This window comes from Vibrio hepatarius (assembly GCF_018860525.1).
Taxonomy (GTDB): domain Bacteria; phylum Pseudomonadota; class Gammaproteobacteria; order Enterobacterales; family Vibrionaceae; genus Vibrio; species Vibrio hepatarius_B.
On sequence record NZ_JAHKPM010000014.1, the window covers coordinates 1 to 23379 of the forward strand.

The window sequence follows — 23379 nt, forward strand, 5'->3', positions numbered from 1 at the left end:
CATTTCATTAGACCTGACCCCATTACATTAAGTTCGTCTACTTTACCTAGATATTCAAGAGTCGGAGAACGGAAAAATATACTCATACTCAGTGGAACCACACCAACTAATTTCTCAGTTTATGTTGGACCCTCGGTTAACAAAAGATGAGGCACATGAGCTGAAAGCTAAGTTAAGGAGGGTAACAAAGTTTAAAGGCGAAATAAAACGGTCACTGTTATATGAACCACCAAAGCAAAAATTTATCGAAGTACGAAGTGCCTAACAAGCGAATGAACCTAGGACGTTTACTTGTGGCGCATGTTTCAATGAGACGTCGTGAATCAGGTGCTGAAATCAGTTTGGGTTAGTAAACGCCCGTTATTAGAACGTTAGGGATTAGTAATGATAGAACAATATGAAATCGAATATGCGGCATATCACAACACACTTAGTTCAGTACTTATAGACTTTCAATTTATTGAAGAATCACTGAAGATGAATATAGCATCATGTTATGAGATTGTTTTATCATCATTAGATGGTTTGATTCCATTCAAATTTGATTACAATGACCTAAAAAAAGATGCTTTAGGAGTGCTGATTAAGAAATTTGAGAAGTACTCTGATGATACGGATTTGATCAAGGAGCTGCGTGATCTAGTTCAGTATAGGAACGGAGTGGCACACAAAGGCTGGTTGTTGACCACAGATGAACAGAGAAATTCTGAGCGATTAAAGCAACTCACATCAGAGCTTACAACGACTAAAAAAAGGACTGAGGTCGTACTTCGAAGACTTATCGACAAAGCTAAAGAAGTTGAGGAAAAAGCCCATAAAAGTGAATGAACGGTACGTTTACTTGAAATATTGGACACCTTAGTAAAGAGAAAGATAAATTATCCAGACTACCTTGAGGTTTGTTTTGATGTACTACCGTCTTTGAGATACGTTGTCGCCCATAAATGCGCGGGGTTAGGTGTTGTCTTTTGCTTGTCAGAATTTCTATACTTGAAGTAATCCATAATTTGCTAAATTAGCAAAGTCTCTGTCAAACTGTTGTCCAATATTGAGCTATTAGATCTGCAACAAAAACCTACACCCATTGCCCTGCAACAAAACCTGAGCTCCAGCACCACTGGAAGTTATAGCCTCCCAGCCAGCCTGTGACATCCATTACTTCGCCAATAAAGTACAAACCTTTAATGTCTTTACACTGCATGGTTTTGGAAGATGTGTGCTCTGTATTCACCCCACCCAAAGTCACTTCAGCAGTACGATAGCCTTCAGTGCCATTGGGTGCTATTCGCCAGCTTTCTAACTGCTCAGAAACCTCTAACAACTGTTTAGGAGTGAGCTGCTTAAGTGGTTTATCAATGAGAGTTTTGCGCTCAATAAGAACGTCAATCAAACGCTTAGGCAGCACTTTGGCCAAGGTATTTTTCAGGCTCTGGTTAGGGTGCTTTTCTAGGTTACTTGCCAGCAAGGCGTCAATGTCTATATCTGGTACTAAATTAATCGTTACCGCTTGCCCTGCTCTCCAAAATGAGGAGATTTGCAGCACAGCAGGCCCTGATAAACCTCGGTGAGTAAAGAGCAAAGCTTCTTTAAATACAGTACCATCTTGGGCGGTAATTTCAGCATCTACCGCCACACCTGACAGTTCTGCAAACGCTTCTTTGTCTTCTTTGTGCAGGGTAAAGGGCACAAGGCCCGCCATCGTGGGTACTATGTTTAAACCAAACTGCTCGGCCACTTTATAGCCAAACGGCGTAGCGCCAAGTTTGGGCATCGACAGGCCCCCCGTGGCAATCACTAGTGAATCACATTCAATAATGTTGGTGTTGGCATGCAGCTCAAAGCCAAGCTGGGTCTTTTTAAGACTATGTACATCTTGTTGGTAGCGCTGAGTAATCGTGGGTAAATCACACTCGGTCAAGAGCATTTTAACGATATCTTTTGAAGTGAAGTCACCAACACAAAACAGCTGGCCATGATCGCGCTCTTCAAACTCAATTCCATGCTTGCTGACCATGGCAATGAAATCCCAATTAGTGTACTGAGAAAGTGCAGATTTAGTAAAATGAGGATTTTGACATAAAAAATGGTGGGCTGAGACGTCATAATTGGTGAAGTTGCACCGGCCACCACCAGCAATGAGAATTTTTCGTCCTGGCTTTTTAGCATGGTCAAGCACCAGCACTTTGCGACCCCGTTTACCTGCTTCTGCCGCGCACATCAATCCTGCCGCACCGGCGCCGATAATGACAACATCAAACTTCTCTGTCATGACCTTTCTCAACTCAAACCCAATAAAAAAGGATGTGCTTAAAGCACACCCTTAGCCAATCGGCGACATTCTAACCCTAAATGAGAATCTTGCCAAATACCCCTCTATAAAATAAATGCCGCAAACAGCGTCACACTAAATAAAGAACTCGACAAAATAAACAATTCTCTAACCCTTTCGCATTTGCCAGTAAAAATTTCATCATGGTGATGATGAAATTCCCTACTTTTCAAATAATGAAACAGCCGAACCTGCTTGGTGACATTGCCATGGGTAGTGAAAAAACCACCGCCATCAACTTGCTGATAGAGCAAGGGGTGAGCTTCACGCATAATGTATATCAGAGAACGTAAAGCGGTTAAATATCTGGCCATATTAACCAAGGTGATTAACATGAGCGTGAACAGAATCGTATCAGCATTGATCATCTTTTCCTCCCTACATCTTCACCTGAAGCCCGGAAAGAAAAGACAATCTTGCTCAGAAAGTCTTAATGCTGAAAATTATTCAGCAGGGGCAGCCATGATAGAAGATGAACCTTCTTTCGCCAAAGCCGCTAAATCTTTATCAATAAAGAACAGGGCTTTGCCGTCTTCACCAACAAGATCAAGCTTGTCTATGATCCCTTTAAACAACTTCTCTTCTTCGTGTTGCTCTGCGACATACCACTGCAAGAAGTTGAAGGTTGAGTAGTCTTGGGACGTAAAAGCAACGTGGGCAAGCTTGTTGATGTTTTGAGTTATCATCTGTTCGTGTTCATAAGTCTCACGAAAAACGTCACCCAAACTGGCAAACTCATGCTTAGGGGCACTTATCGCACCCAAAATTGGCATAGCTCCCGTTTCACTTACGTAAGTAAAAAGTCGCTGCATATGCTCCATTTCTTCTACTGCATGTCCACGAAGAAACTCAGCGGCACCTCCAAAACCTTTATCTTCACACCAAGCACTCATTTGTAAGTATAGATTGGATGAGAAAAATTCGAGATTAATTTGCTCATTCAATTGATCAACCATTGCCTGTGAAAGCATTTCTTACTCCTAATTAACTTGATTTACTTCAATGAATCTTATCACTACCACACCTTAACACTTTGCTGGGTGAATGTGGATCTGAGATCACAACAACAAAAATATTTAAACGATAATGCTAACCTGTCAACAGATACCTAAATGGAGATACCACCATGAGCTATCAGCATATATTAGTCGCTGTAGACCTATCTGAAGACAGCAAAATTTTAGTCGATAAAGCGATTTCCCTCGCCAAGCCATTAGGCGCTGAGGTGTCATTTATTCATATAGATGTCAATTATGCAGAGCTCTACACTGGGCTGATTGACATTAACTTGGCAGAAACGCAGCACCAGGCGATTGAAGCTTCTCAGCAACAACTGCAAAAGTTTGCTGAGCATGCCAATTATCCAATTAAACATACCCTTGTTGGTAGCGGAGATTTGGGTAACGAGCTATGTGATACGATAAAAGAATTTAATATCGATATTGTTGTGTGTGGTCACCATCAAGATTTTTGGAGTAAGCTACTCTCTTCGACTCGGCAGCTGATTAACTGCTCACCTGTAGACATGTTGGTTGTCCCACTTAGTGACTGAACACATCTCATTTTTGGTATAGACTGCAGTCCATATGTTAATTATGAGTATGAATAATGGCCTATCTAACTGCAGCCACCCTTTTATGGGCTTTCTCGTTTAGCTTGATCGGTGTCTATCTCGCTGGTCAAGTTGACTCTTGGTTCTCTGTGCTGATGCGTGTTGCTTTAGCCAGCGTAATGTTTATTCCATTTTTAAAGTTTAAAGGGGTGGATAAAAGACTTATCGCTAAGCTCATGGCTGTGGGAGGGACTCAACTTGGGTTAATGTATTGCTTCTACTACCAGTCTTTTCTTTTACTCTCTGTTCCAGAAGTACTTCTATTTACCGTCTTTACACCTATTTATGTCACATTGATCTACGATCTTCTCAAGGGTCGGTTTTCTCCTTGGTATCTATTAACAGCCATTATCGCCGTTACTGGAGCAGCCTTAATTAAATTTTCTGGTATTAATGAAAATTTTCTGATTGGCTTTTTAGTCGTTCAGGGTGCCAATCTTTGTTTTGCCATGGGCCAAGTTGGCTATAAATATATTATTGAAGATCAGTCGGTAAATCTTTCACAGCACACTGTGTTTGGGTATTTTTATCTCGGTGCTTTGTGCGTGGCTTTGGTCGCATTTTCTTTGCTGGGGAACATCGAAAAGATGCCAACCACCAGCACGCAATGGGGCGTACTCATCTATCTCGGCATTACGGCATCTGGAATCGGTTATTTTGCTTGGAACAAGGGCGCCACAATAGTCAATGCTGGCGCACTGGCAGCAATGAATAATGCGTTAGTGCCAGCCGGATTAATCGTCAACATTGTGATTTGGAATAGGGATGTTGATTTAACTCGCTTAGCCATTGGTGGCGCTATTATCATGCTATCACTTTGGTTTAATGAAACTTGGGTCAAACGCAAAGTTGCCCTCAGCTATCAAACTCAAAATCAGTAAAATAACGCTCCTTATGGGGCGTTATTTTCAATGAACTTTATTCACCTCAATAGATGCCTTTCCAGTATTGCTTAGCTCCCTGAGATCAAGATCAGCTCTTAACTTAGCCTCACGTTTTTGTAGTTTTAACGTCTTCTTGGCGAGCTTAAGCAATTTCTTTTGCTGCTTATACTGCTTTTTTAGCGCCTTCTTGGCATTCTTAATCTCTTTATGATTAGCAAAGCTTTCCAGCAGGTTATTGGGGGCCATGCTCGTTTTTTGTTGGACTTTTTGTTTCACTTGCTCAACGACCTTCCTAACCACGAGTGATTTATCTTCCATTTGAAGAGTGAGAGGCTTATTTTGGCAAGAAAGAGGCGGAATGGCTGCTGGCTTACAAAGAGAGCCTCTTTCTGCTGAGGAACGCGCACAAGAGCGACAAACAAATTTTGGCTCAGAAACCAAACGGTGAATATCACCGAGGCCATCTGCTATTTGCTTGCGGCTCAACTTACACAAGCTTTTGGTCATGCTGGCACTCCAGACAAGAATACGAATAATTCTTACTATGATACACCGATGTTATGGCCTATTGGCAAGCATAATAAAACGTTAGGTACTAAATTTTAACTAAATCATCGACGCGTTGACATAAACGTCAAAACGGTTCTTTTTGGTTTCGATCGCCATTGTGGGCTTTTGCCCATTTAGCCATTGGGCGTAATCAGGACGCTTTACCACCACTCTTTTCTGTGCCATTGCTAAAGCTGGGGTTAACAAAGCATCAGCATCGAGATCTGAGCCAACAAGAGACTGAAAGACTCGCATTTCTTTTTTTACTAGAGCCGATTTCTTTTTCCCTTCTGGGTGAGGGTACATGGGGTCTAGATAAACCACATCTGGCTTAACAAATCCTGGTTCGACGGTTAATATCTCAAGTGCGTTATGACTCGAAGCGTGGCTTAAGAACAAGCGTTCACTGACCCAATCACCAATTTCAAGATCCTGCTTAGCGCGCATCAGCCCATCATCTAATAAAGCAGCCACAACCGGATGGCGCTCTAACATCTGAACTCTACAGCCAAGTGAAGCAAGAACAAACGCATCTCGTCCAAGCCCAGCCGTGGCATCCAAGACACTTGGTGTAACTCCCTTTTTCAAGCCTACGGCTTTGGCGATAGCTTGCCCCTTACCACCACCAAACTTTCGCCTATGGGCCACAGCTCCACCAGCGAGATCGACATATATTGCTCCTAGCTTAGGTTCATCGATTTTCCTTAACTCCAATCTCTCATGAGTTAAGACCAAGGCAAAAGAGCTAGTCTCATCGTGTGTTAGCCCCCACCGAAGTGATAAATTATCCAATTGATCATTTAGACTTGGGTCTTCACTGACAAGTTGTAATTGCAAATTTAGCTCCGCTGTGAGGGTCAGCATAATAGGCGGGTAAGTGTAATAGATTTTCTTTATCAGCACTATGCCTGATCAGGGGATGAAAGAAGCTCTTCGACTAATATTGGCAGTGGTTTAGGCGTCCCAATAACATAACCTTGAGCGTAATCAACATCTAACTCTACGAGCATATCGAGTATTTTGTTATTCTCAACAAACTCAGCGACTGTCTTCTTACCCATCTGTTTAGCAAGTTCATTGATTGAGCGAACCATGAGGTGGTCAATATTATTAACATCAATATCCCGCACAAACAGGCCATCTATTTTAACAATATCAACTGGGAGCTTTTTCAGGTAACCAAACGAACACAGACCAGAACCAAAATCATCAAGTGCTATCTTGCACCCAAGCTCTTTAAACTTTGTAAATAACTTGATGGCCTGTTTCATATTACTCATTGCGGCGGTTTCAGTGATTTCTAGGCAAATTTTACTACATGGAACTCGGCTAAATTGCAGCTTATTTAAGAGGAAATTGATAAATTCTTTATTTCCCATCGAGTGGCCAGAGAGATTGATCGAACACATACCAAGATTATCCAAAGCAAGCGGGTTTTCTTCCAACCAATCAAGCGCTTTAGTGACTACCTGCTTATCAAGCAACTGGGCAATGTTATAACGCTCAGAGGCTGGCATGAATATACCTGGAGCAATATATTCTCCTTGAGCATCACGAATTCGAATAAGTATTTCAAAATGCATCAATGAATTTTCTACTCTGAGATCTAAGATTTGCTGCGCAAACAACTCTATTCGATCGTTAGCAAGAGCATCGTGAACAAAGCTCACGCATTCCATTTCCTGCTCTCTGCGACGAAGATCTTCATCATCCTGGCAATATAAGTTAAATCGGTTTCGACCTTCTTCTTTAGCAGCATGGCATGCAGTATCGGCTTGGGCATGCACCATTTGTGGGGTGTCCGCCGTATGATCAATTAAACGAATACCAATAGAACAAGTTAAATTGAGTCTAATATCATCCCAAACAAAGTGCTGGTCGTTTAGCGCCCAGATAATTGAATTAGCAACACTTTGAGTATCTAGCTCTGTGCAGTCTTTAAGCAGAACAGCAAACTCGTCCCCTCCCATGCGCGCTAAGATCGCATTATATGGCAGCACTTCTTCTAACATGCTGGCACAAAACTGGATAGCCATATCCCCAGCTTCATGTCCTGCGGTATCATTAAGAACCTTTAGCTGATCAAGGTCTAAATAAAGCATAGCGTGAGTCCGAGTATGGCTTTCAACTTCGAGCAGGGCTTTTTCTAACTCTTTCTCAAACTGGTTGCGATTATAAGTGCCGGTCAGTAAGTCATATCGAGCTTGATACTCCAACTGCTCAGCTAATTGCTTGGTCTCTGTAATGTCTTCTCCAACAATCAATAAGTGCCCTGTTTCAATCAAAGGCCGGATATTTTCACGTACCCATATTGAATGACCGTCGGCATGGCGATATTCAATTTCCCGTCGCCAAACACCGCACATAGCCTGTTTAGGCTGAAGTAAAATTTGCCTGGGTGTTGCTGAATCTTGATGCCAGTAAAATTCCACCAATCGATGCCCAAGTACCCGTTCAGAAGCGTAGCCAAGTAACAACTCTGCGAAATGATTAACCTGCTGAACACAATTATGTTCATCTAAAGTAATCATCATTACTGGCTGCTGATCATAGTAGTGACTCAGGTTAGATTCACGTTGAAACAGTTTGGTTTCAGTAATCTTTCTTGATGTAATATCACGGGCTTCAAACAAGTAATTTGCTCCCTGCCCATTATCTGGTAAAGGCTTTAACGCCATCTCCAAAACCATGGCACCTTGCTCCGGGTGCCAGATCTCAGCTTCAAACTGCGTACTTTGCTTCGTATGTTCATTTTCAAAGTATTTTTTTAATAATTTAGCTGAGCTAGTTTCCCAATGCTGGTGCTGCCAAATAGGTCTATCTACTCTGAAATCTTGGTGATACAGCAGTTCCTGAAGCTTGCTATTACTGGAAACAGCTCGGCCATAGCTATCTAATAGGCCAATGAAGTGATAACTTTGATCGAAGACCATTTCTATCAACATCTGGCTTTCTTTTGCTATCAACTCACTTCTTTTCAAACGGCTTAAATAATAGACCAATGCCATAATAACCATGGTCAAAAACACTACTACACTGATGAACAACTTGAGTTCGTGCTGATAACGCACGGTGAAAGGCACGGGCTTATTGAATAAAATTGTCGATATTTCGCCATCAATTCCTAAACCCCATTTTTTCACAGCCTGATAATCCAGCTTTATTTCGGGCGTCCCCATTTCCACATTAGGTATTTGCTCAGAACCAAAATGCAATACTTTAAGTAACTGATTAGCAGTTTGCTGGCCGTGAGTTCTGCCACTTTGAATAAAGCCACCTACCGCGCCCTTACCCAACCCTAAATCATGCACAAGATAGATAGGTGCCGCTGAATTACGATTCAAAGCCTGCCACTCTTTCTCTTCCGTGATCCAGCCATGTTTGTCTCTGTAATACATACAAAATAAAATACTGCTCGACTTGTCCAACGTTTTTGAAAAATCAATCAGTTGCTGGTAATTCTCTGGAGTAATTTGTTCGACTACGTTTCTATATTCTGGGTTGATGGTGAGAAACTGCTCAACTTGCAGACGAATGAGCTCTCCTGACACAGAAAAGTCGCTCACCACATAGATTTTCTTTACTTCAGGTTGAATACGCTCAATTAAGGCGATATTGCTGTAGATGTCTATATCTTCAATCACACCCGTTGCCCTCAACCGAGAGTGCATACTAGGGGTATAATGGTTAATACCACCAAATATTACTGGTGTATCACCAACCTCGGGTGCTAAGCGCTGCACCAGATTAAGTGCATTATTGTCACTAACAACAATCGCAGAAAAGACTTCTTGGCTCAGTTTGGTTTTATACAACTGGTATAGTTGCTCGAGATAGGTTGGATTTTGTATACGCTTTGAATCAAGGTACTCAACCCTCAATACAAGGTGATCGTCTTGCAGGACATCTTCAATACCCATTTGAAAGGCATCAGTCCAAAAGAACCCCTGGTGATAGGAATGAATAACCAAGACATCTTTGTCTGCACTATGAGCATACGAGAGTGATGCAGAAAATACCGCTAGAAGAATGAGACAAAAGCGCACTAAAATAGCTCTCATATTAATGTGGCAATTGATCTAATAGTACCACTATTGGTGATATTTTGAACTAGACATAGACGTTAAGTTGAGAATCAGATGCAAACTCATAGCACTAAGATGGATGATTTAGATAAGGCGATTTTAAAAACCTTAATGGAAGATGCGCGGACACCATATGCAGAGATGGCCAAACAATTTGGAGTCAGTCCAGCCACTATTCATGTGAGAATAGAAAAAATGAAAGCGGCTGACATCATACAAGGTACTGAGGTCATAGTTGACACTAAAAAGCTCGGCTACGATGTATGCTGTTTTATCGGTATCAACCTAAATGCGGCGCGCGACTATCACTCAGCTCTAAAAAAGTTGAACGCTCTTGAAGAAGTGGTAGAAGCTTATTACACCACTGGCGCCTATAATATTTTTGTTAAATTAATGTGTCGTTCAATAGAAGAATTGCAATTTGTACTGATTGACAAGTTACAGGCAATTGATGAAGTTCAATCGACAGAAACGCTTATTTCTCTTCAAAATCCAATAAATCGGAATGTAAACCCGTAATAATGCCCGCATTGCTGGGCATTATTGCTAATTCGATTCCAGATATTGCTTTAGTTCATCGACAGAAATACCTTGCTCAGCAATAGACTTAGCGATGGAGGCTACTTCTTCCCCTTTACGATCTTCAATCACCTGCTGAAATTGGAAGATAATATCACGTAGCATATTTAGAGGAACTTGTTTAGCAGCGCTGCGAATACGTTCGCCACTTTGATTACCTAACTCATTGAGCAATTTGCCAAACATTACCTTTTCTGGAGATTCGTCAAGTTGCTCCAGTACACGGGCCATTTCATAAGTTGTCATCGACATCGAAGTTAAGCGTCCACATTGTTATTAGAAGTGAGGTTTAAATATACAATGTTTTGTTTGTTGTTCAAAGCAATTAAAATTAAACCAAGGATAAGTGCCATTTTTTACCCTGTTTACTCATCAAAATCAAAACACTTGGTACAATAAGAAACATTTGCACAGCAATCATCACCTGTGGTTGCATATCGAACCGCTGAACTATTGCCACAATCAAGCCTGAACCACTCATCTGAAACAGTCCCAATAAAGCAGCGGCAGTACCTGCCTTGTCACCAAATGGTGCCAAAGCTTTACCTGCAGCCACACCAAGAATAAATGCAAAACCTACTGAGGATATAAAAATTGGCAACATAAAAGCCAATGGACTTTGATACTGAGTCAAAAATAGCATCAATACTCCGCCAAGTCCCAAAATTCCTACCCCTATAATTAAGGTGCTATGAGTGCCGCACTTATCCATAAACTTAGGTGCACCCATACAAGCAATAATACTGACCACCGCATTAATACCAAACCAAAGGGTAAACTCATTCATGCTCAGCCCTAAATTTTCTATCAAAACAACAGGGGCAGATGTTACATAGGCTAAAATAACGGCCATTGCTAACATGCACAGCGAAGCATGAAATAGGAAAGATGGATTTTTCAACACCGCCATATAACGACTAGCGCGAAAAACCGGTCCATTAGCTGGTTCAGAATTGGTCTCTTTCATCGCAAAAAATAAAGCTAGGTATACGCACATACCAAAAACAGCCATAAATGAAAAATTTGCACGCCATCCAAATTCTTGCGTAAGCAAACTACCGATAATTGGCGCTAAAGCAGGAATAAAACAAATGGCACCATTGAGGTAGCTAATTATTTTGCCACTTTTATTCGGCCCAAAAATATCGCGAACTGTTGCAAAGGCTGCCACCGATGTAGCACACGCACCTAAGCCTTGTAGCAGTCGAGCTAATAGCATCCATTCAATCGTCTGAGCACCCCACGCCAATAAGGCGCTCATTGCGTAAATGCTAACTCCCCCCAATGCAACAGTTCGACGCCCTAATTTGTCAGCTAAGGGGCCAGCAAATAATTGACCCACTCCCATAGCAAACAAAAACCATGTGATCGTATCTTGGGCAAGCGCATGCTTAACGTTAAATGACTGTGCGATCTGTGGTAACGCTGGTAAATAGATATCGATACCCAATGGACTAAATAGAACCAGTAAAACCAATAATACTATTTGCATTTGACCATGATTATGTTGGACAACGTTTGGCACAGATTCAGCTCCTGACAAGAATTGATGAAATTATTGACAGTGTATGGGATTCAAGTTATGACATCTAATGACACTTAGTCATCAATGATATTCCAAATGGGAATTTCCAATGAATATAGAAAAACTGTCACGTATTGATCTCAATCTCCTTGTGTGCCTCAATGTTCTAGCAGAAGAGTTAAATGTTACCCGAGCCGCTCACCGCCTATGCTTAAGCCAATCTGCGGTTAGTAAGAATCTCGCTAAGCTACGTATACAATTTGATGACCCTTTATTCGTCCGTCATGCTCATGGACTAAAACCTACACCAAAAATATTGTCTCTTAAGCCTAAACTCGACAACTTAATTAATCACTTAGAACAGATTACTCAACCAGAGAATTTTTCCCCAGATTCAAGTGACTACCGTTTCCAAATTGCGGCTGTTGAAAGTGTTTATCCACTTATTCTCCCACACTTTCTGCCCGAGATATTCAAGCGTGCACCTAGTGTCACTATTAATACTCATTCTTGGGCAGAGAACACGTTCAACCAGATTCTTCGCGGTGACATAGACCTTGGCATAACAGGTAAAGACATTGACATCAATGATGCTAAATTAACTATGCTACCACCAGCTGATATCAGCGAGAAAGAAATCTATCGCGACAATCAAATGTGTCTATTGCGGCAAAATCATCCAGCCCTCTCCGGCCCTTGGAATATCGACAGTTATTTGTCACAAAGACATGTTCAAGTAAGGTGTGATGGCAACGATCGCTGGTTGCTTGATTATCGAATCGCTGATATTGGTAAAGAGCGGGATATCGCCATTATCGTTCCAGACTTCAATAGTGCAGCAAGCCTATGTTCTTATACAGACTTTATATTTACTGCACCTAGTCACTTCGTGCAATTATCCTCGCGACAACTTGGCTTAACAACACTGCCTTTGCCACTCGATTTCCCCCCAATGGCCTATACCTTGTTTTGGCACAGAGATAGGGAAAACGATCCAGCCATTTCTTGGCTACGAAATATAATTCAAGATAAAACCACTTCTCTTAGATGATTTGCAGGCCAGCAGCAAAAAGAGTAGCTTATTCATATCGTCCGCTTTAAGTCATTTTTGCTGACATGGACGCATATTAAAATGAAGGATTAACATAGATGCTTAAGACTACAGAGCAACGCCTAACTGCAATTCGTCAGTGGCTAATACAAAAAGATATCGATGCACTTCTTGTCCCGCATGAAGATGAATACTTGGGTGAATATGTACCAGCACACAATGAACGTCTGCACTGGCTGAGTGGCTTTACGGGTTCAGCTGGAGTCGCTGTCATTACACAAGATAAAGCTGCAATTTTTATCGATGGTCGCTATACGGTACAAGTCACCAAGCAAGTGCCAGCCGATCACTTTGAATATCGGCATCTTATAGAAGAGCCAGCTCTTGAATGGGTTAAAAGCCATTTACCCATCGGTGCGAGTGTGGCTATTGACCCAAGAATGCACAGCTCATCTTGGCTAAATATGGCTCAAACACATCTAGCCAATGCTCTTGAACTTAAAATTTTAGACACTAACCCAATTGACGAGTTGTGGCTAGATCGCCCAATGCCGTTAGTATCAGATGTTCGCCTAATGCCAACCGATTCTGTCGGTCAAAGTAGTGAAAGTAAACGCAAGCAGATAGCTGAACTTATCAAAAATGAAAGTGCTGATAGCGTTGTCATCACAGCACTTGACTCTATCTGCTGGCTGCTCAACATACGCGGGCTCGATGTTTCTCGTCTGCCGGTTTTGCTTTCACATGTCATACTACATTCAGATTCAAGTGTGGAGTATTTCCTCGATAGCGCTCGTCTACCAGATGGATTCAACGCCCATGTAGGTCCCGATGTTACTGTCCACCACCCCGAATCACTTCAATCTAGACTAGAAACGCTAACAGATAAGCAGGTTATCCTCGATCCAGCAACAAGTAATGCTTGGTTCAAACTTGTTTTACAAAATGCCGGAGCTTCCATCATTGATTGCGCAGACCCATGTTTAATGCCTAAAGCGTCAAAAAATAGCGTAGAAGTGGCAGGTATGAAAGCTTGTCATGTCCGTGATGGTGCAGCGATGACAAAATTTCTATCTTGGTTAGACGCTGAAGTTAATATTGGTAATTTACATGATGAAGCGACCCTATCTAATAAACTGGAAGGATTTCGCTACCAAGACTCTACATTACAAGATCTTAGCTTCGACACCATATCAGCCGCTGGTAGCAACGCTGCGATGTGTCATTACAACCATGAAAATCAGCCACATCCCGGCCAACTCAAAATGAACACTCTGTATCTAGTTGACTCTGGCGGCCAGTATCTAGATGGCACAACAGATATAACTAGAACAGTTGCAATCGGCCAGCCTAGTGAAGAAATGATCAGACAATTCACCCTGACCCTAAAAGGCCATATTAGTGTTGCCTGCGCACGTTTCCCTAAGGGGACTCGAGGTTATCAAATCGATACCCTTGCACGCCAATACCTCTGGGCAGAAGGTTATGACTATGACCATGGTACTGGTCATGGTGTAGGTCATTTCCTCAATGTTCATGAGGGACCAGCTAGTATTTCAAAGCGACAAGTTGATATTCCACTTACCGCTGGCATGGTACTTTCCAATGAACCAGGTTATTACCGCGCCGACGCCTTCGGTATCAGGATTGAGAACCTAGAGCTTGTTGTAGAAACGCCCACTAACGGTGATTTTACAGTTCTCTCCTTTGAATCACTCACGCGCTGTCCAATCGATAAACGAAATATAAACCTTGATATGCTAACTGAGCTAGAACTGACCTGGTTAAATGATTACCACCAGAAAGTCTGGGATGATATTAGTCCACATGTGGAAAGTGATGTTAAAAAATGGCTTCGCCAAGCAACACTGGCCGTAATTAGATAGTGTTTATCATCAACAATCATTGCTAGTTAAAAGATGAAAAGCTCTCCACTGGAGAGCTTTTTCTCTATGTGCTTAATAGTATTAGGTTTATTGGAAAATGGACAACTTCCAATGTTTCACGTGAAACATTTAAGTCTATCCATAAATACCCGAATAAGCAGAATTCCAATCACGCCATACTGGATCAAACCCCTTCATACGTATCATCTGTTCCACTGTCGCCGCACTTCTGTCATCACTAATCTCAAATTGTTCAAGTTCAACATCATCGAACGAATAACCGCCTGGTTGGGTCTTGGAAGCAGCAGACATAGAAGTAATACCAAGAGGCAGAACGTTGTCTCTAAATAGAGTAGATTCACGTGTGGATAGTGAAAGCTCAACCTCAGCACTCAGTAATCGATACGCACATATCAGTTGTACCAATTGTCTATCTGACATTAATGATTTTGGTTTAGCCCCACTAGAAGAATTGGAACCTTCACATGGTCGTAAACGTGGAAAAGATATCGAGTAACGGGTTTTCCAATAAGTACGCTCTAAATAATCTAGATGCGCAGCAACAAAAAAGCAGTCTGTTCGCCACTCATCTAAGCCGATTAATGCTCCGATGCCAACTTTATCAATGCCTGCCCTAGCTAAGCGATCTGGCGTATCTAGCCGAAACTCAAAGTCAGTCTTATTGCCACGCAGATGATGCTGAGCATATGTCGATGGATGATAGGTTTCCTGATAAACCATAACAGCATCTAAGCCTAACATTTTTAGTTCAACGTAATTATCTTGTTCAAGAGGCTGTACTTCCATCGCCACATAATTAAAGCTGTGTTTAATCAGTGGCAGCATTTCGCGGAAGTAATTCATCCCGACTTTAGTTTCATGCTCACCCGTTACCAATAACACACTGTCGAACTTCATCTGCTTAATTGCTGCAACTTCATATGCAACCTCACTTGCATTAAGGGTACGGCGTTTGATGCGATTTTCCATCGAAAAACCACAATAAGTACAGGCATTGGCACATAAATTTGAAAGGTATAACGGTATATATAGCGACATAGTATTACCAAATCGCTTACGGGTCGAGGAATAGGATAGCTGTGCCATTTGCTCTAAATAAGCATCTGCTGCAGGAGAAATAAGTGCTTTAAAGTCCTCTAAATCACGCTTTGGTTTGCATAAAGCCCTTTCAACATCTTGTGCCGTCTTAGAATAAATCGACATAGATATTTCATTCCAATTAAGCTGGCTAAACCGTTTAACAAAACTCATTCAATCCTCGCTATAGCTCTACAGCTCATCTAAAAATGATGTTAAAGGACTAGAGGATACAGCGTGATAAGCTTTACTCGCCAAGCCAGCTTCATATCCAATGCGACCAGCCTCTACAGCCATCTTAAACGCTGTAGCCATCGAGATAGGGTTTGTCGATGCTGCAATCGCAGTATTTACAATCACAGCATCAGCTCCCATCTCCATAGCTAGAGCTGCATGAGAGGGGGCACCGATACCAGCATCCACTACAACAGGAACATTAGCTTGATCAATGATAATATTTAAAAAATCTTTGGTTACCATACCTCTGTTTGAGCCTATAGGAGAACCCAAAGGCATAACTGCAGAGCAACCCACTTCTTCCAAACGCTTACATAACACAGGATCGGCATGACAATAAGGTAGAACAATAAAGCCTTGCCGCACTAATTCATCAGCAGCTACAAGAGTCTCAATTGCATCTGGAAGTAAGTACTTAGGATCAGGATGAATTTCTAGTTTTATCCAATTGGTTTCAAGTGCTTCACGGGCAAGATTGGCTGCAAAAATAGCATCTTTCGCATTTTTTGCACCCGACGTATTAGGTAATAAATTGACACCAGCACCCAGCAAAGGCTGCACTATATTATCTTGCTTGTCATTTAGATTAACGCGTTTGAGAGCCATAGTGGCTAACTGAGACCCAGATGCTTCTATTGCCTCTACCATCAATTTGCTATTAGAAAATTTACCCGTACCTGAAATAAGCCTTGATTCAAACCTTTTATCACCGATTGTTAGCATATCACTCACCCTCCTGCGATTGCTTGAAATAAACAGATACGATCGCCCTCTGACAAGAACGTATTTGACCACTCACTACGCGGTACAATCTGGTTATTAATTGAAAAAACATAGCCGGCAACGGATAGACCTAACTGACCAATTACTTGTTGCAGGTTCGACTGATTAACAACTTGCTTTGATTGTTCGTTTATAGTTATGGTTATCGTATCACTCATTAAGGCAACTCCCTGAGTTACGGACTGCTGCGAAGAGGTCATTATTTAAGACTCCCTTTAATGAAAAACTAATTTATTTGCTTGCTTCACTCTGTAAGAGAAACAGGCACACCCTTGTTACGAGAACATACGCTGCACTGTTGATCTTTAATGATTCCCATCACCTTCCAGTCCATTTTTAAGCCGTCAAACAAATGCAACTTCGACGTTTCTAAATGAAACTTCCCTGTGGCAAATTTTTGAATTACAGCTAATGCTTGGTAGTTTCCTAAAATTCCAACGACCGGACCAACCACGCCGCTAGTAGTGCAATTTCTCGTTTGTTGAAGTTCAATGAAAGGATACAAACAATGGTAACAAGCTTGCTCTTCAGTACCCGACTGGTAATCAAAAACACAAAACTGCCCTTGCCAACCGGTAGCGGAAGCAGATACTAAATCCGTCTTTTGCTCTAAACAAACCTGATTTATAAGCTGCCTAGTAGGCATATTATCAGAGCAATCCAAAACGATTTCTGCCAGCATAACTTCAAGCTCCAGTTGAGCTTTCTCTAGCCTCGTATTTATTGTGCGCACTTTCACCATAGAGTTTAAAGCTAAAAGCTGACTGGCCATGGCTTCAACTTTATTTGATTTCACATTCTGCTCACGATAAACAACTTGCCTGTGCAAGTTACTCATATCGACTTCATCATCATCAACAATGACAAGCCTTCCAACACCCGCAGCAGCTAAATACAGACTCGCAGCACTTCCTAATCCACCACATCCAATCATCAAGACATGCAAATTTGCCAACTGAGCTTGTCCTGCCTCACCTATCTCTGACAACGCAATCTGACGCTGGTAGCGAATAAATTCTCTATCTATGATCATTTGTTTTCTTTACTCCATTAGGTATAGACACCTATCCTTTAATGGCTGTTGTGACTTTATCTTGCATTAAGTCGGTAAAAAAACGGATTGTAGATTTAAGGCATGGCGCCGAAGTAATCGCTCCAATTACGGCTAAACTCGACACGCCACATTGCCAAACCTGTTCAGCATTCGACTGGTTAATCCCACCAATTGCCACTGTTGGATAGCCAACCCTATGGTCACTTTCGACGTAATCAGAGTAGCAAGGCTGAATAATGCTATTGATAAGTCTTTGGTATAATGTCAGGCGCACTAAACCCTGTGGACTTGACCTCAATTGCTTAGTGTCTGTTGGGAATATGTGCCCAAGCGCAATGTAGCTGGGACAAAGCTGAACAATATGCAGTAGTTCATAATAGCCGTGGGTTGAAAGGCCCAAACGCAGACCTGCTTCATTTATCGCTATAAGATTAGCTACCTGTATATCTTCTTGGCCTAAGTGAACTCCATAAGCTCCATGCTTAATTGCTAATTGCCAATGGTCATTGATAAATACTTGTGTATTGTAAGTACGGCCAAGTTCAATCGCCCTAATTATCTCTTGTTCCAAATCAGGTTGATTTGGATTCTTAATTCTTAACTGAATAGTCTTAACACCCAAAGAAATAATCTGTTCAAGCCTGTCAGTTCTATCCACAACAGGATATAGACCTAAACTCTTTTTGGGTATCGCTGGAAACCTTGATAATTTATCTCTAGATAACCAGCTAACCTCATTACCTAACCGAGAATCTTCAATAACAGGAACTGGGAATTGAGCAAACTCATATGCCCATTGGTTTGGTTCGAAAAATATAGCGTCATCACCAAATGTTTCACGTGAAACATTTATTTTTCTATTACACATAGCACGAGATAAGATCAAACAATCTTCGATTGGAAAATCTAGTGCGAGCAAAGCAACTACCCAAGAAAAATGCACCTTTGGAACAAAATTATCTGCTAAGCCCTCTTTAATAGATAAAGCTCGGACTTCATTTCTAATCGGACATCTCCATATATCCATTTGATTTAGAACAGATTTGTTATCCATAAGCACCGGATCGTCGATGGAAATAAAAATAGACTCTATGGGGTGATTAATACACTCTGCTACAGCTAACTTAGAGTGATAATAAATAACAAAAGAAGATGTCAAATCATCACTAACTTTTGGTATCAAATCTGTGCTCAACGTTGTGGATTGCTGGTCTTGAACAAGTTGAAAATACAGAGTGGAACTAACGCCCAACTCTATATTATCAATATTAAAACCCTGTTCTTGCGCCACCAACAAATATTGCTGAACTAAAGGCGTTAGTCCAATCAATGACGAAGGAATAAGGATTTGGGTCATTAATCACTAGCCTCTACATGAGCAGCTGGGTGATAAAGCTCTGAGCCTGTATCTCTAAACTCTTGTGATTTCTTGCGCATCCCTTCAAGTGGATCGTCAAGTAGTTTGATCGAGATAGCTCGGTCAGCAGCAACCTGTTCGGTATCTTTAGCATACTCTCGCACTTCTTGAGATATCTTCATCGAACAAAACTTAGGACCACACATAGAGCAAAAGTGAGCAACTTTACCTGACTCCTGAGGCAGAGTTTCATCATGGAAAGCTCGTGCAGTATCAGGATCTAAAGATAAATTGAATTGGTCTTGCCAACGAAACTCAAAACGCGCTTTAGATAACGCATTGTCACGAACCTGTGCGCCAGGGTGCCCTTTTGCTAGATCCGCTGCATGCGCTGCAAGCTTATAAGTAATCAGCCCTATTTTGACATCATCTTTGTTGGGCAGCCCAAGGTGCTCTTTAGGAGTGACATAGCAAAGCATAGCGCAACCATACCAACCAATCATCGCAGCACCAATACCTGAAGTGATATGATCATACCCTGGAGCAACATCTGTTGTTAGTGGACCAAGTGTATAAAAAGGAGCCTCATGGCAATGCAGTAATTGCTCTTCCATGTTCTCCTTAATCAGATGCATTGGAACGTGGCCTGGTCCTTCGATGATTACCTGTACATCATATTCCCAAGCAACCTTAGTCAACTCACCAAGCGTACGAAGCTCAGAAAATTGAGCCTCATCATTAGCGTCAGCAATAGAGCCAGGGCGAAGTCCATCACCAAGAGACAGCGCAACATCATATTGGGCACAAATCTGACAGATTTCTCTAAAATGTGTATAGAGGAAACTCTCTTCATGATGAGCTAAACACCATTTAGCAATAATAGACCCACCACGAGAAACGATTCCTGTGACTCGCTTAGCTGTCATTGGTACATAGCGTAAAAGTAGGCCAGCATGAATAGTAAAATAATCAACACCTTGCTCAGCCTGCTCAATAAGAGTGTCACGCATCACTTCCCAGTTAAGGTTTTCGGCAACACCATTCACCTTTTCTAAAGCCTGATACATGGGAACAGTGCCAATTGGAACTGGGCTATTTCGCAGAATCCATTCTCTTGTTTCATGAATATTGCGACCAGTGGAGAGATCCATAACCGTGTCACCTCCCCAGCGTGTCGCCCAAACAAGCTTCTCCACTTCCTCTTCAATCGATGAAGTTACTGATGAGTTACCAATGTTGGCATTCACCTTAACAAGAAAATTACGGCCAATTATCATAGGCTCAGATTCTGGATGATTGATATTAGAAGGTATGATTGCACGACCTTCTGAAACCTCGTGGCGTACAAACTCAGCAGTAATATCTTTTGGCAAATTAGCACCAAAACTCTCACCCGAATGCTGCTGGTTTAACACCTCATCGCGGTATACAGCTCGACCCATATTTTCCCGTAGAGCAATATATTCCATTTCAGGAGTAATAATGCCTTGGCGGGCGTAATGAAGTTGAGTAACACATTTATCCTTTTGCGCGCGGCGAATAAGAGGTAGATTGCCATATCGCAGATCGTCGAGTGTGTGATCTTCTAAACGTTGTCTAGAATACACAGAACTTACATCCTCTAATAATTCAGTATCCGAACGCTCTTTAATCCACTGCTCTCTTAACTTGGGTAAACCGCTATATAAGTCGATTTTATGCTGAGGATCGGTATAAACTCCTGACGTATCATAAACTCTAACTGGCTCATTAGATTGGAAGATAGGCGTTTCTTTACTACCACTAATCAAGCTATCTGATAGAGAGATCTCTCTCATAGGAACACGAATGTCTGGCCGAGTGCCTTCAACATAAATTTTACTTGAGTTTGGATATGGCTGTACTGAGAGCGTATCAATAAAATGTTTTGCTTGCAGTCTAGCTTGCTTACGATTCGACATAGCATTTTTCCTTGCTTGTTATTCTTAGATAAAAAGTCATAAAAATGCTTGGCGGAAAGATGCAACAAGAGGAATCAAAAGATGTTAAATCAGCCTACTACTAGTAGCGAGGTAACAATCTTCGATGAGTTGATAGATAAGCCAGATAGAATACTGGCGAAGGTATCTTCTCCTGTTCCCTTCGCAGATATTAATCTGATCAGGTTCAACGGATCCCGAATAAACGGTCTCAGCCTTATGGCACTCCGACAAGTAGGTAAAGTATATAAAATTGCCTTGAGCAAACCAAGACATGTTGAGAAGTAATTAGCTAAATCTTACTTAAACTAGCTTTTAGACAGTAATTGAAAACCCAGCCAAGCAGCTGAAATACTCAAAACAACATTAAGTATTATATTAAGCCCCATTTTAAAAAAAGCGCCTTGTTGGACTAGCAGAACGTTATCCATTGAAAATGTGGAAAAGGTTGTCAAAGCCCCCAGAAAGCCTAAACCGATAATCTGGCGCCAAGGCTCAGTGGACAAAATATCATTTTCAAATGCGGCAACAAGAAGGCCCATGAAAAAGGAACCAACAAAATTAACCGTCAGTGTTCCATATGGAAAGCCACGTCCGAGTAAAACAACGCAAAATTCTGAAACAAGATAACGAGAACATGCTCCAAATGCCCCCCCTAGTGCAATAAAACCAAGAATATATAATTGCCCCATAGATTCCCTCCAGTTTTTATCCGCCGTCATTTTAGCTATTAAAGAATATTTTCAATCAAAAAAGTGGCCAAAACAGTACCAATTAATTTAGATATTTTAAAAGTTACAGGAGTCACTTTATTTCAATATAACCCATCAGGCCAGTTTTCATGTGCTCGATCACATGGCAATGATACATCCAACGGCCAGGGTTATCAGCGACAAGCGCTGCTTTTGCCGTGCCATTTTTACCAAGTAGCACCGTATCAGTATGGAAGGGTTCGGCTACTTTTTTTCCATCTAATTCCAACACGGTAAAAGTATGGCCATGAATGTGGATAGGATGATGGTACTGAGTAACATTTTTCAAATAAAAGATATATGTCTTACCAAGCTCAAGTGAAGCAAGTGGGGCAGGAATATTATCTTTGGACATTCCCTCCCAAGCTCGTTTATTTGTCAGCCAAAATTTTGGCATCGATTTTCCATTTTTTCCTACTGGTGATACCGCCCCCTCCCATTCAAATACAAAATCTAGCCTTTCAGCATTATCCAAATCAAGAGCTGGGACAGGATTGAGCGGTAGCCTAGGGATAGGTCTATGATCCGAAAGATCTGAACTGATCACATTAAACTCACACAAAGGGAATGGGAATCGCCCTTTCATTTGACGAACATAAACTTTTTGCCCTTGTTTTGGAGCAATTAACGCAACATCAACTCTCATACCCGGGCCAATTTTATGCTGCGAAATCTCATAAGGTGTTCTAACTGGATTTCCATCTATTGCAACAATCCAGGCTTGCGCTCCCTCAATCGCAATAGAGTAGGTAATGGTATTATCGACATTCGCAATACGTATCCGAGTTGTCGCATTTTCTTTCAATTGATAAATGGGCTCATGAATTCCATTAACACTACTCCATTCTCCAGGAGTCCCCATCCTAGCACTTAGGCGAGGAATCATAAGATCCTTCCATTGCCCTTGTTTATCAATATGCCAATGTTTAAGCATAAGATCGTGCTCTTCATCAAACTGGACAGGGATTTCTTCCTCAACAATAATCAAGCCAACCAGCCCCATACCCAACTGTTTGACACTATTCATATGTGGATGATACCAAAAGGTGCCAGCATCAGGTGGAGTAAACCTATAGATAAAGGTTTCACCTGGCATAATAGGAACTTGGCTCAAAAATGGTACCCCATCCATATCAATGGGGATCCTTAAGCCATGCCAGTGGATAGTCGTAGGCTCGTTCAACTTATTGGTGAATCTTATCGTGACTTCCTGCCCCTGGCGACAACGAATCGTGGGCGCAGGAATCTCACCATTAAAGCCAAGTACATTAGTGATATAGCCAGGAACAAGTTCAGCTGAAGCAGGCTCTGCTGTAATATCATAAACCCACTCATTTTGATTGCGAAGTGAACGAGTCAAAGTACAAGATGGCAATACACTAAGTGCTGAAAATACTAATCCAGATTTAACAAATTGGCGCCGAGAGATATCCATATAACTAGATTTTTGGTTTGACAGGGTACTAAAGGTAACAGATTAACAAGAATAGTTCTTAGTTATAAGCGAGAAAGATACCTGTTAAAATTAACCATGATGCTATATGGCATATAGCTCTCATATAGATGCCCTCTCTGAAGAATAAGCTGAATCCGCTAGCTTGTGCTTTCAAATGAAAAAGGCTCCAGTCTTTCGACTAGAG

General features: G+C 41.5%; 22 protein-coding genes and 1 riboswitch. Of the genes, 6 read left to right on the plus strand and 16 right to left on the minus strand.

Going from position 1 to position 23379, the window contains the following annotated elements:
* The first annotated feature begins 384 nt into the window (after nt 1-384).
* Nucleotides 385-828 carry a hypothetical protein gene (locus KO511_RS03760; protein WP_215986134.1) on the plus strand — a complete coding sequence of 148 codons (444 nt, stop codon included), beginning with the start codon at nt 385-387 and terminating at the stop codon, nt 826-828.
* 247 nt (nt 829-1075) lie between these two features.
* Here the strand turns inward: KO511_RS03760 and KO511_RS03765 are convergent, their stop codons facing one another.
* The 3 genes from KO511_RS03765 to ftnA all read right to left on the minus strand — a co-directional run bounded on the left by KO511_RS03765 (nt 1076) and on the right by ftnA (nt 3300).
* A complete protein-coding gene (locus KO511_RS03765; RefSeq protein ID WP_215986135.1) occupies nt 1076-2269 on the minus strand; it encodes an NAD(P)/FAD-dependent oxidoreductase in 1194 nt (397 codons plus the stop codon).
* A gap of 104 nt (nt 2270-2373) precedes the next feature.
* The gene (gene uspB / locus KO511_RS03770; RefSeq protein ID WP_125322244.1) at nt 2374-2697 is read right to left on the minus strand and encodes a universal stress protein UspB; all 324 of its coding nucleotides are present in this window, start codon (nt 2695-2697) and stop codon (nt 2374-2376) included.
* Between the two features lie 75 nt (nt 2698-2772).
* A complete protein-coding gene (gene ftnA / locus KO511_RS03775; RefSeq protein WP_215986136.1) occupies nt 2773-3300 on the minus strand; it encodes a non-heme ferritin in 528 nt (175 codons plus the stop codon).
* A 155-nt stretch (nt 3301-3455) separates the two neighbouring features.
* Here ftnA and uspA point away from each other — a divergent pair, with 155 nt between their 5' ends.
* Both uspA and KO511_RS03785 read left to right on the plus strand, forming a co-directional pair.
* Nucleotides 3456-3881 (plus strand): universal stress protein UspA, encoded by a 426-nt coding sequence (gene uspA, locus KO511_RS03780; RefSeq protein WP_215986137.1) that lies wholly within the window; start codon nt 3456-3458, stop codon nt 3879-3881.
* A gap of 56 nt (nt 3882-3937) precedes the next feature.
* A complete protein-coding gene (locus KO511_RS03785; RefSeq protein ID WP_215986138.1) occupies nt 3938-4822 on the plus strand; it encodes a carboxylate/amino acid/amine transporter in 885 nt (294 codons plus the stop codon).
* Between the two features lie 27 nt (nt 4823-4849).
* Here KO511_RS03785 and KO511_RS03790 read toward each other — a convergent pair whose 3' ends face one another.
* From KO511_RS03790 to KO511_RS03800, 3 genes are all read right to left on the minus strand, one after another.
* Nucleotides 4850-5332, minus strand: coding sequence for a hypothetical protein (locus KO511_RS03790; protein ID WP_215986139.1), 483 nt, complete (start codon nt 5330-5332; stop codon nt 4850-4852).
* 99 nt (nt 5333-5431) lie between these two features.
* Nucleotides 5432-6211 (minus strand): class I SAM-dependent methyltransferase, encoded by a 780-nt coding sequence (locus KO511_RS03795; protein ID WP_215986140.1) that lies wholly within the window; start codon nt 6209-6211, stop codon nt 5432-5434.
* Nucleotides 6212-6276: 65 nt separating this feature from the next.
* On the minus strand, nt 6277-9420 hold the full coding sequence (locus tag KO511_RS03800) for an EAL domain-containing protein (RefSeq protein WP_215986141.1): 3144 nt from the start codon (nt 9418-9420) through the stop codon (nt 6277-6279).
* 93 nt (nt 9421-9513) lie between these two features.
* Here KO511_RS03800 and asnC point away from each other — a divergent pair, with 93 nt between their 5' ends.
* Nucleotides 9514-9978 (plus strand): transcriptional regulator AsnC, encoded by a 465-nt coding sequence (asnC, locus tag KO511_RS03805; protein ID WP_215986142.1) that lies wholly within the window; start codon nt 9514-9516, stop codon nt 9976-9978.
* Between the two features lie 27 nt (nt 9979-10005).
* Here asnC and tsrA read toward each other — a convergent pair whose 3' ends face one another.
* Nucleotides 10006-10290 (minus strand): H-NS-like global regulator TsrA, encoded by a 285-nt coding sequence (gene tsrA, locus KO511_RS03810; protein WP_215986143.1) that lies wholly within the window; start codon nt 10288-10290, stop codon nt 10006-10008.
* Between the two features lie 79 nt (nt 10291-10369).
* Nucleotides 10370-11530, minus strand: coding sequence for a multidrug effflux MFS transporter (locus KO511_RS03815; RefSeq protein WP_215986154.1), 1161 nt, complete (start codon nt 11528-11530; stop codon nt 10370-10372).
* Between the two features lie 142 nt (nt 11531-11672).
* Here KO511_RS03815 and KO511_RS03820 point away from each other — a divergent pair, with 142 nt between their 5' ends.
* Nucleotides 11673-12614, plus strand: coding sequence for a LysR family transcriptional regulator (locus KO511_RS03820; protein ID WP_215986144.1), 942 nt, complete (start codon nt 11673-11675; stop codon nt 12612-12614).
* A gap of 98 nt (nt 12615-12712) precedes the next feature.
* Complete coding sequence (locus tag KO511_RS03825; protein WP_215986145.1) at nt 12713-14500, plus strand: aminopeptidase P family protein; 1788 nt, start codon at nt 12713-12715, stop codon at nt 14498-14500.
* 135 nt (nt 14501-14635) lie between these two features.
* Here KO511_RS03825 and thiH read toward each other — a convergent pair whose 3' ends face one another.
* The 8 genes from thiH to KO511_RS03865 form a co-directional block, all read right to left on the minus strand.
* Nucleotides 14636-15772 carry a 2-iminoacetate synthase ThiH gene (gene thiH / locus KO511_RS03830; protein ID WP_215986146.1) on the minus strand — a complete coding sequence of 379 codons (1137 nt, stop codon included), beginning with the start codon at nt 15770-15772 and terminating at the stop codon, nt 14636-14638.
* Nucleotides 15773-15790: 18 nt separating this feature from the next.
* A complete protein-coding gene (locus KO511_RS03835) occupies nt 15791-16558 on the minus strand; it encodes a thiazole synthase (RefSeq protein ID WP_215986147.1) in 768 nt (255 codons plus the stop codon).
* Nucleotides 16559-16563: 5 nt separating this feature from the next.
* On the minus strand, nt 16564-16776 hold the full coding sequence (thiS, locus tag KO511_RS03840; protein ID WP_436840207.1) for a sulfur carrier protein ThiS: 213 nt from the start codon (nt 16774-16776) through the stop codon (nt 16564-16566).
* 86 nt (nt 16777-16862) lie between these two features.
* The gene (locus tag KO511_RS03845) at nt 16863-17651 is read right to left on the minus strand and encodes a HesA/MoeB/ThiF family protein (protein ID WP_215986149.1); all 789 of its coding nucleotides are present in this window, start codon (nt 17649-17651) and stop codon (nt 16863-16865) included.
* 31 nt (nt 17652-17682) lie between these two features.
* Nucleotides 17683-19029, minus strand: a complete 1347-nt coding sequence (locus tag KO511_RS03850; RefSeq protein ID WP_215986150.1) for a thiamine phosphate synthase — start codon at nt 19027-19029, stop codon at nt 17683-17685.
* Nucleotides 19029-20969 (minus strand): phosphomethylpyrimidine synthase ThiC, encoded by a 1941-nt coding sequence (thiC, locus tag KO511_RS03855; RefSeq protein ID WP_215986151.1) that lies wholly within the window; start codon nt 20967-20969, stop codon nt 19029-19031. The genes KO511_RS03850 and thiC overlap by 1 nt, the downstream gene beginning before the upstream one ends.
* A gap of 159 nt (nt 20970-21128) precedes the next feature.
* Nucleotides 21129-21227, minus strand: a riboswitch (TPP riboswitch).
* Between the two features lie 68 nt (nt 21228-21295).
* On the minus strand, nt 21296-21679 hold the full coding sequence (gene crcB / locus KO511_RS03860; protein WP_215986152.1) for a fluoride efflux transporter CrcB: 384 nt from the start codon (nt 21677-21679) through the stop codon (nt 21296-21298).
* Between the two features lie 112 nt (nt 21680-21791).
* Entirely contained in the window at nt 21792-23174 is a 1383-nt protein-coding gene (locus KO511_RS03865) for a multicopper oxidase family protein (RefSeq protein WP_215986153.1), read from the minus strand.
* Between the last annotated feature and the right edge of the window lie 205 nt (nt 23175-23379).

Excerpts from the sequence above, each read along its gene's own strand:
- thiS (WP_436840207.1), bottom strand. The coding sequence starts at position 16,776 with ATGAGTGATACGATAACCATAACTATAAACGAACAATCAAAGCAAGTT.
- KO511_RS03760 (WP_215986134.1), top strand. The coding sequence starts at position 385 with ATGATAGAACAATATGAAATCGAATATGCGGCATATCACAACACACTT.
- uspB (WP_125322244.1), bottom strand. The coding sequence starts at position 2,697 with ATGATCAATGCTGATACGATTCTGTTCACGCTCATGTTAATCACCTTG.
- KO511_RS03790 (WP_215986139.1), bottom strand. The coding sequence starts at position 5,332 with ATGACCAAAAGCTTGTGTAAGTTGAGCCGCAAGCAAATAGCAGATGGC.
- uspA (WP_215986137.1), top strand. The coding sequence starts at position 3,456 with ATGAGCTATCAGCATATATTAGTCGCTGTAGACCTATCTGAAGACAGC.
- tsrA (WP_215986143.1), bottom strand. The coding sequence starts at position 10,290 with ATGTCGATGACAACTTATGAAATGGCCCGTGTACTGGAGCAACTTGAC.
- KO511_RS03845 (WP_215986149.1), bottom strand. The coding sequence starts at position 17,651 with ATGATCATAGATAGAGAATTTATTCGCTACCAGCGTCAGATTGCGTTG.
- KO511_RS03785 (WP_215986138.1), top strand. The coding sequence starts at position 3,938 with ATGGCCTATCTAACTGCAGCCACCCTTTTATGGGCTTTCTCGTTTAGC.
- KO511_RS03815 (WP_215986154.1), bottom strand. The coding sequence starts at position 11,530 with ATGCAAATAGTATTATTGGTTTTACTGGTTCTATTTAGTCCATTGGGT.
- asnC (WP_215986142.1), top strand. The coding sequence starts at position 9,514 with ATGCAAACTCATAGCACTAAGATGGATGATTTAGATAAGGCGATTTTA.
- KO511_RS03765 (WP_215986135.1), bottom strand. The coding sequence starts at position 2,269 with ATGACAGAGAAGTTTGATGTTGTCATTATCGGCGCCGGTGCGGCAGGA.
- thiH (WP_215986146.1), bottom strand. The coding sequence starts at position 15,772 with ATGAGTTTTGTTAAACGGTTTAGCCAGCTTAATTGGAATGAAATATCT.
- thiC (WP_215986151.1), bottom strand. The coding sequence starts at position 20,969 with ATGTCGAATCGTAAGCAAGCTAGACTGCAAGCAAAACATTTTATTGAT.
- crcB (WP_215986152.1), bottom strand. The coding sequence starts at position 21,679 with ATGGGGCAATTATATATTCTTGGTTTTATTGCACTAGGGGGGGCATTT.
- KO511_RS03825 (WP_215986145.1), top strand. The coding sequence starts at position 12,713 with ATGCTTAAGACTACAGAGCAACGCCTAACTGCAATTCGTCAGTGGCTA.
- KO511_RS03850 (WP_215986150.1), bottom strand. The coding sequence starts at position 19,029 with ATGACCCAAATCCTTATTCCTTCGTCATTGATTGGACTAACGCCTTTA.
- KO511_RS03820 (WP_215986144.1), top strand. The coding sequence starts at position 11,673 with ATGAATATAGAAAAACTGTCACGTATTGATCTCAATCTCCTTGTGTGC.
- ftnA (WP_215986136.1), bottom strand. The coding sequence starts at position 3,300 with ATGCTTTCACAGGCAATGGTTGATCAATTGAATGAGCAAATTAATCTC.
- KO511_RS03835 (WP_215986147.1), bottom strand. The coding sequence starts at position 16,558 with ATGCTAACAATCGGTGATAAAAGGTTTGAATCAAGGCTTATTTCAGGT.
- KO511_RS03865 (WP_215986153.1), bottom strand. The coding sequence starts at position 23,174 with ATGGATATCTCTCGGCGCCAATTTGTTAAATCTGGATTAGTATTTTCA.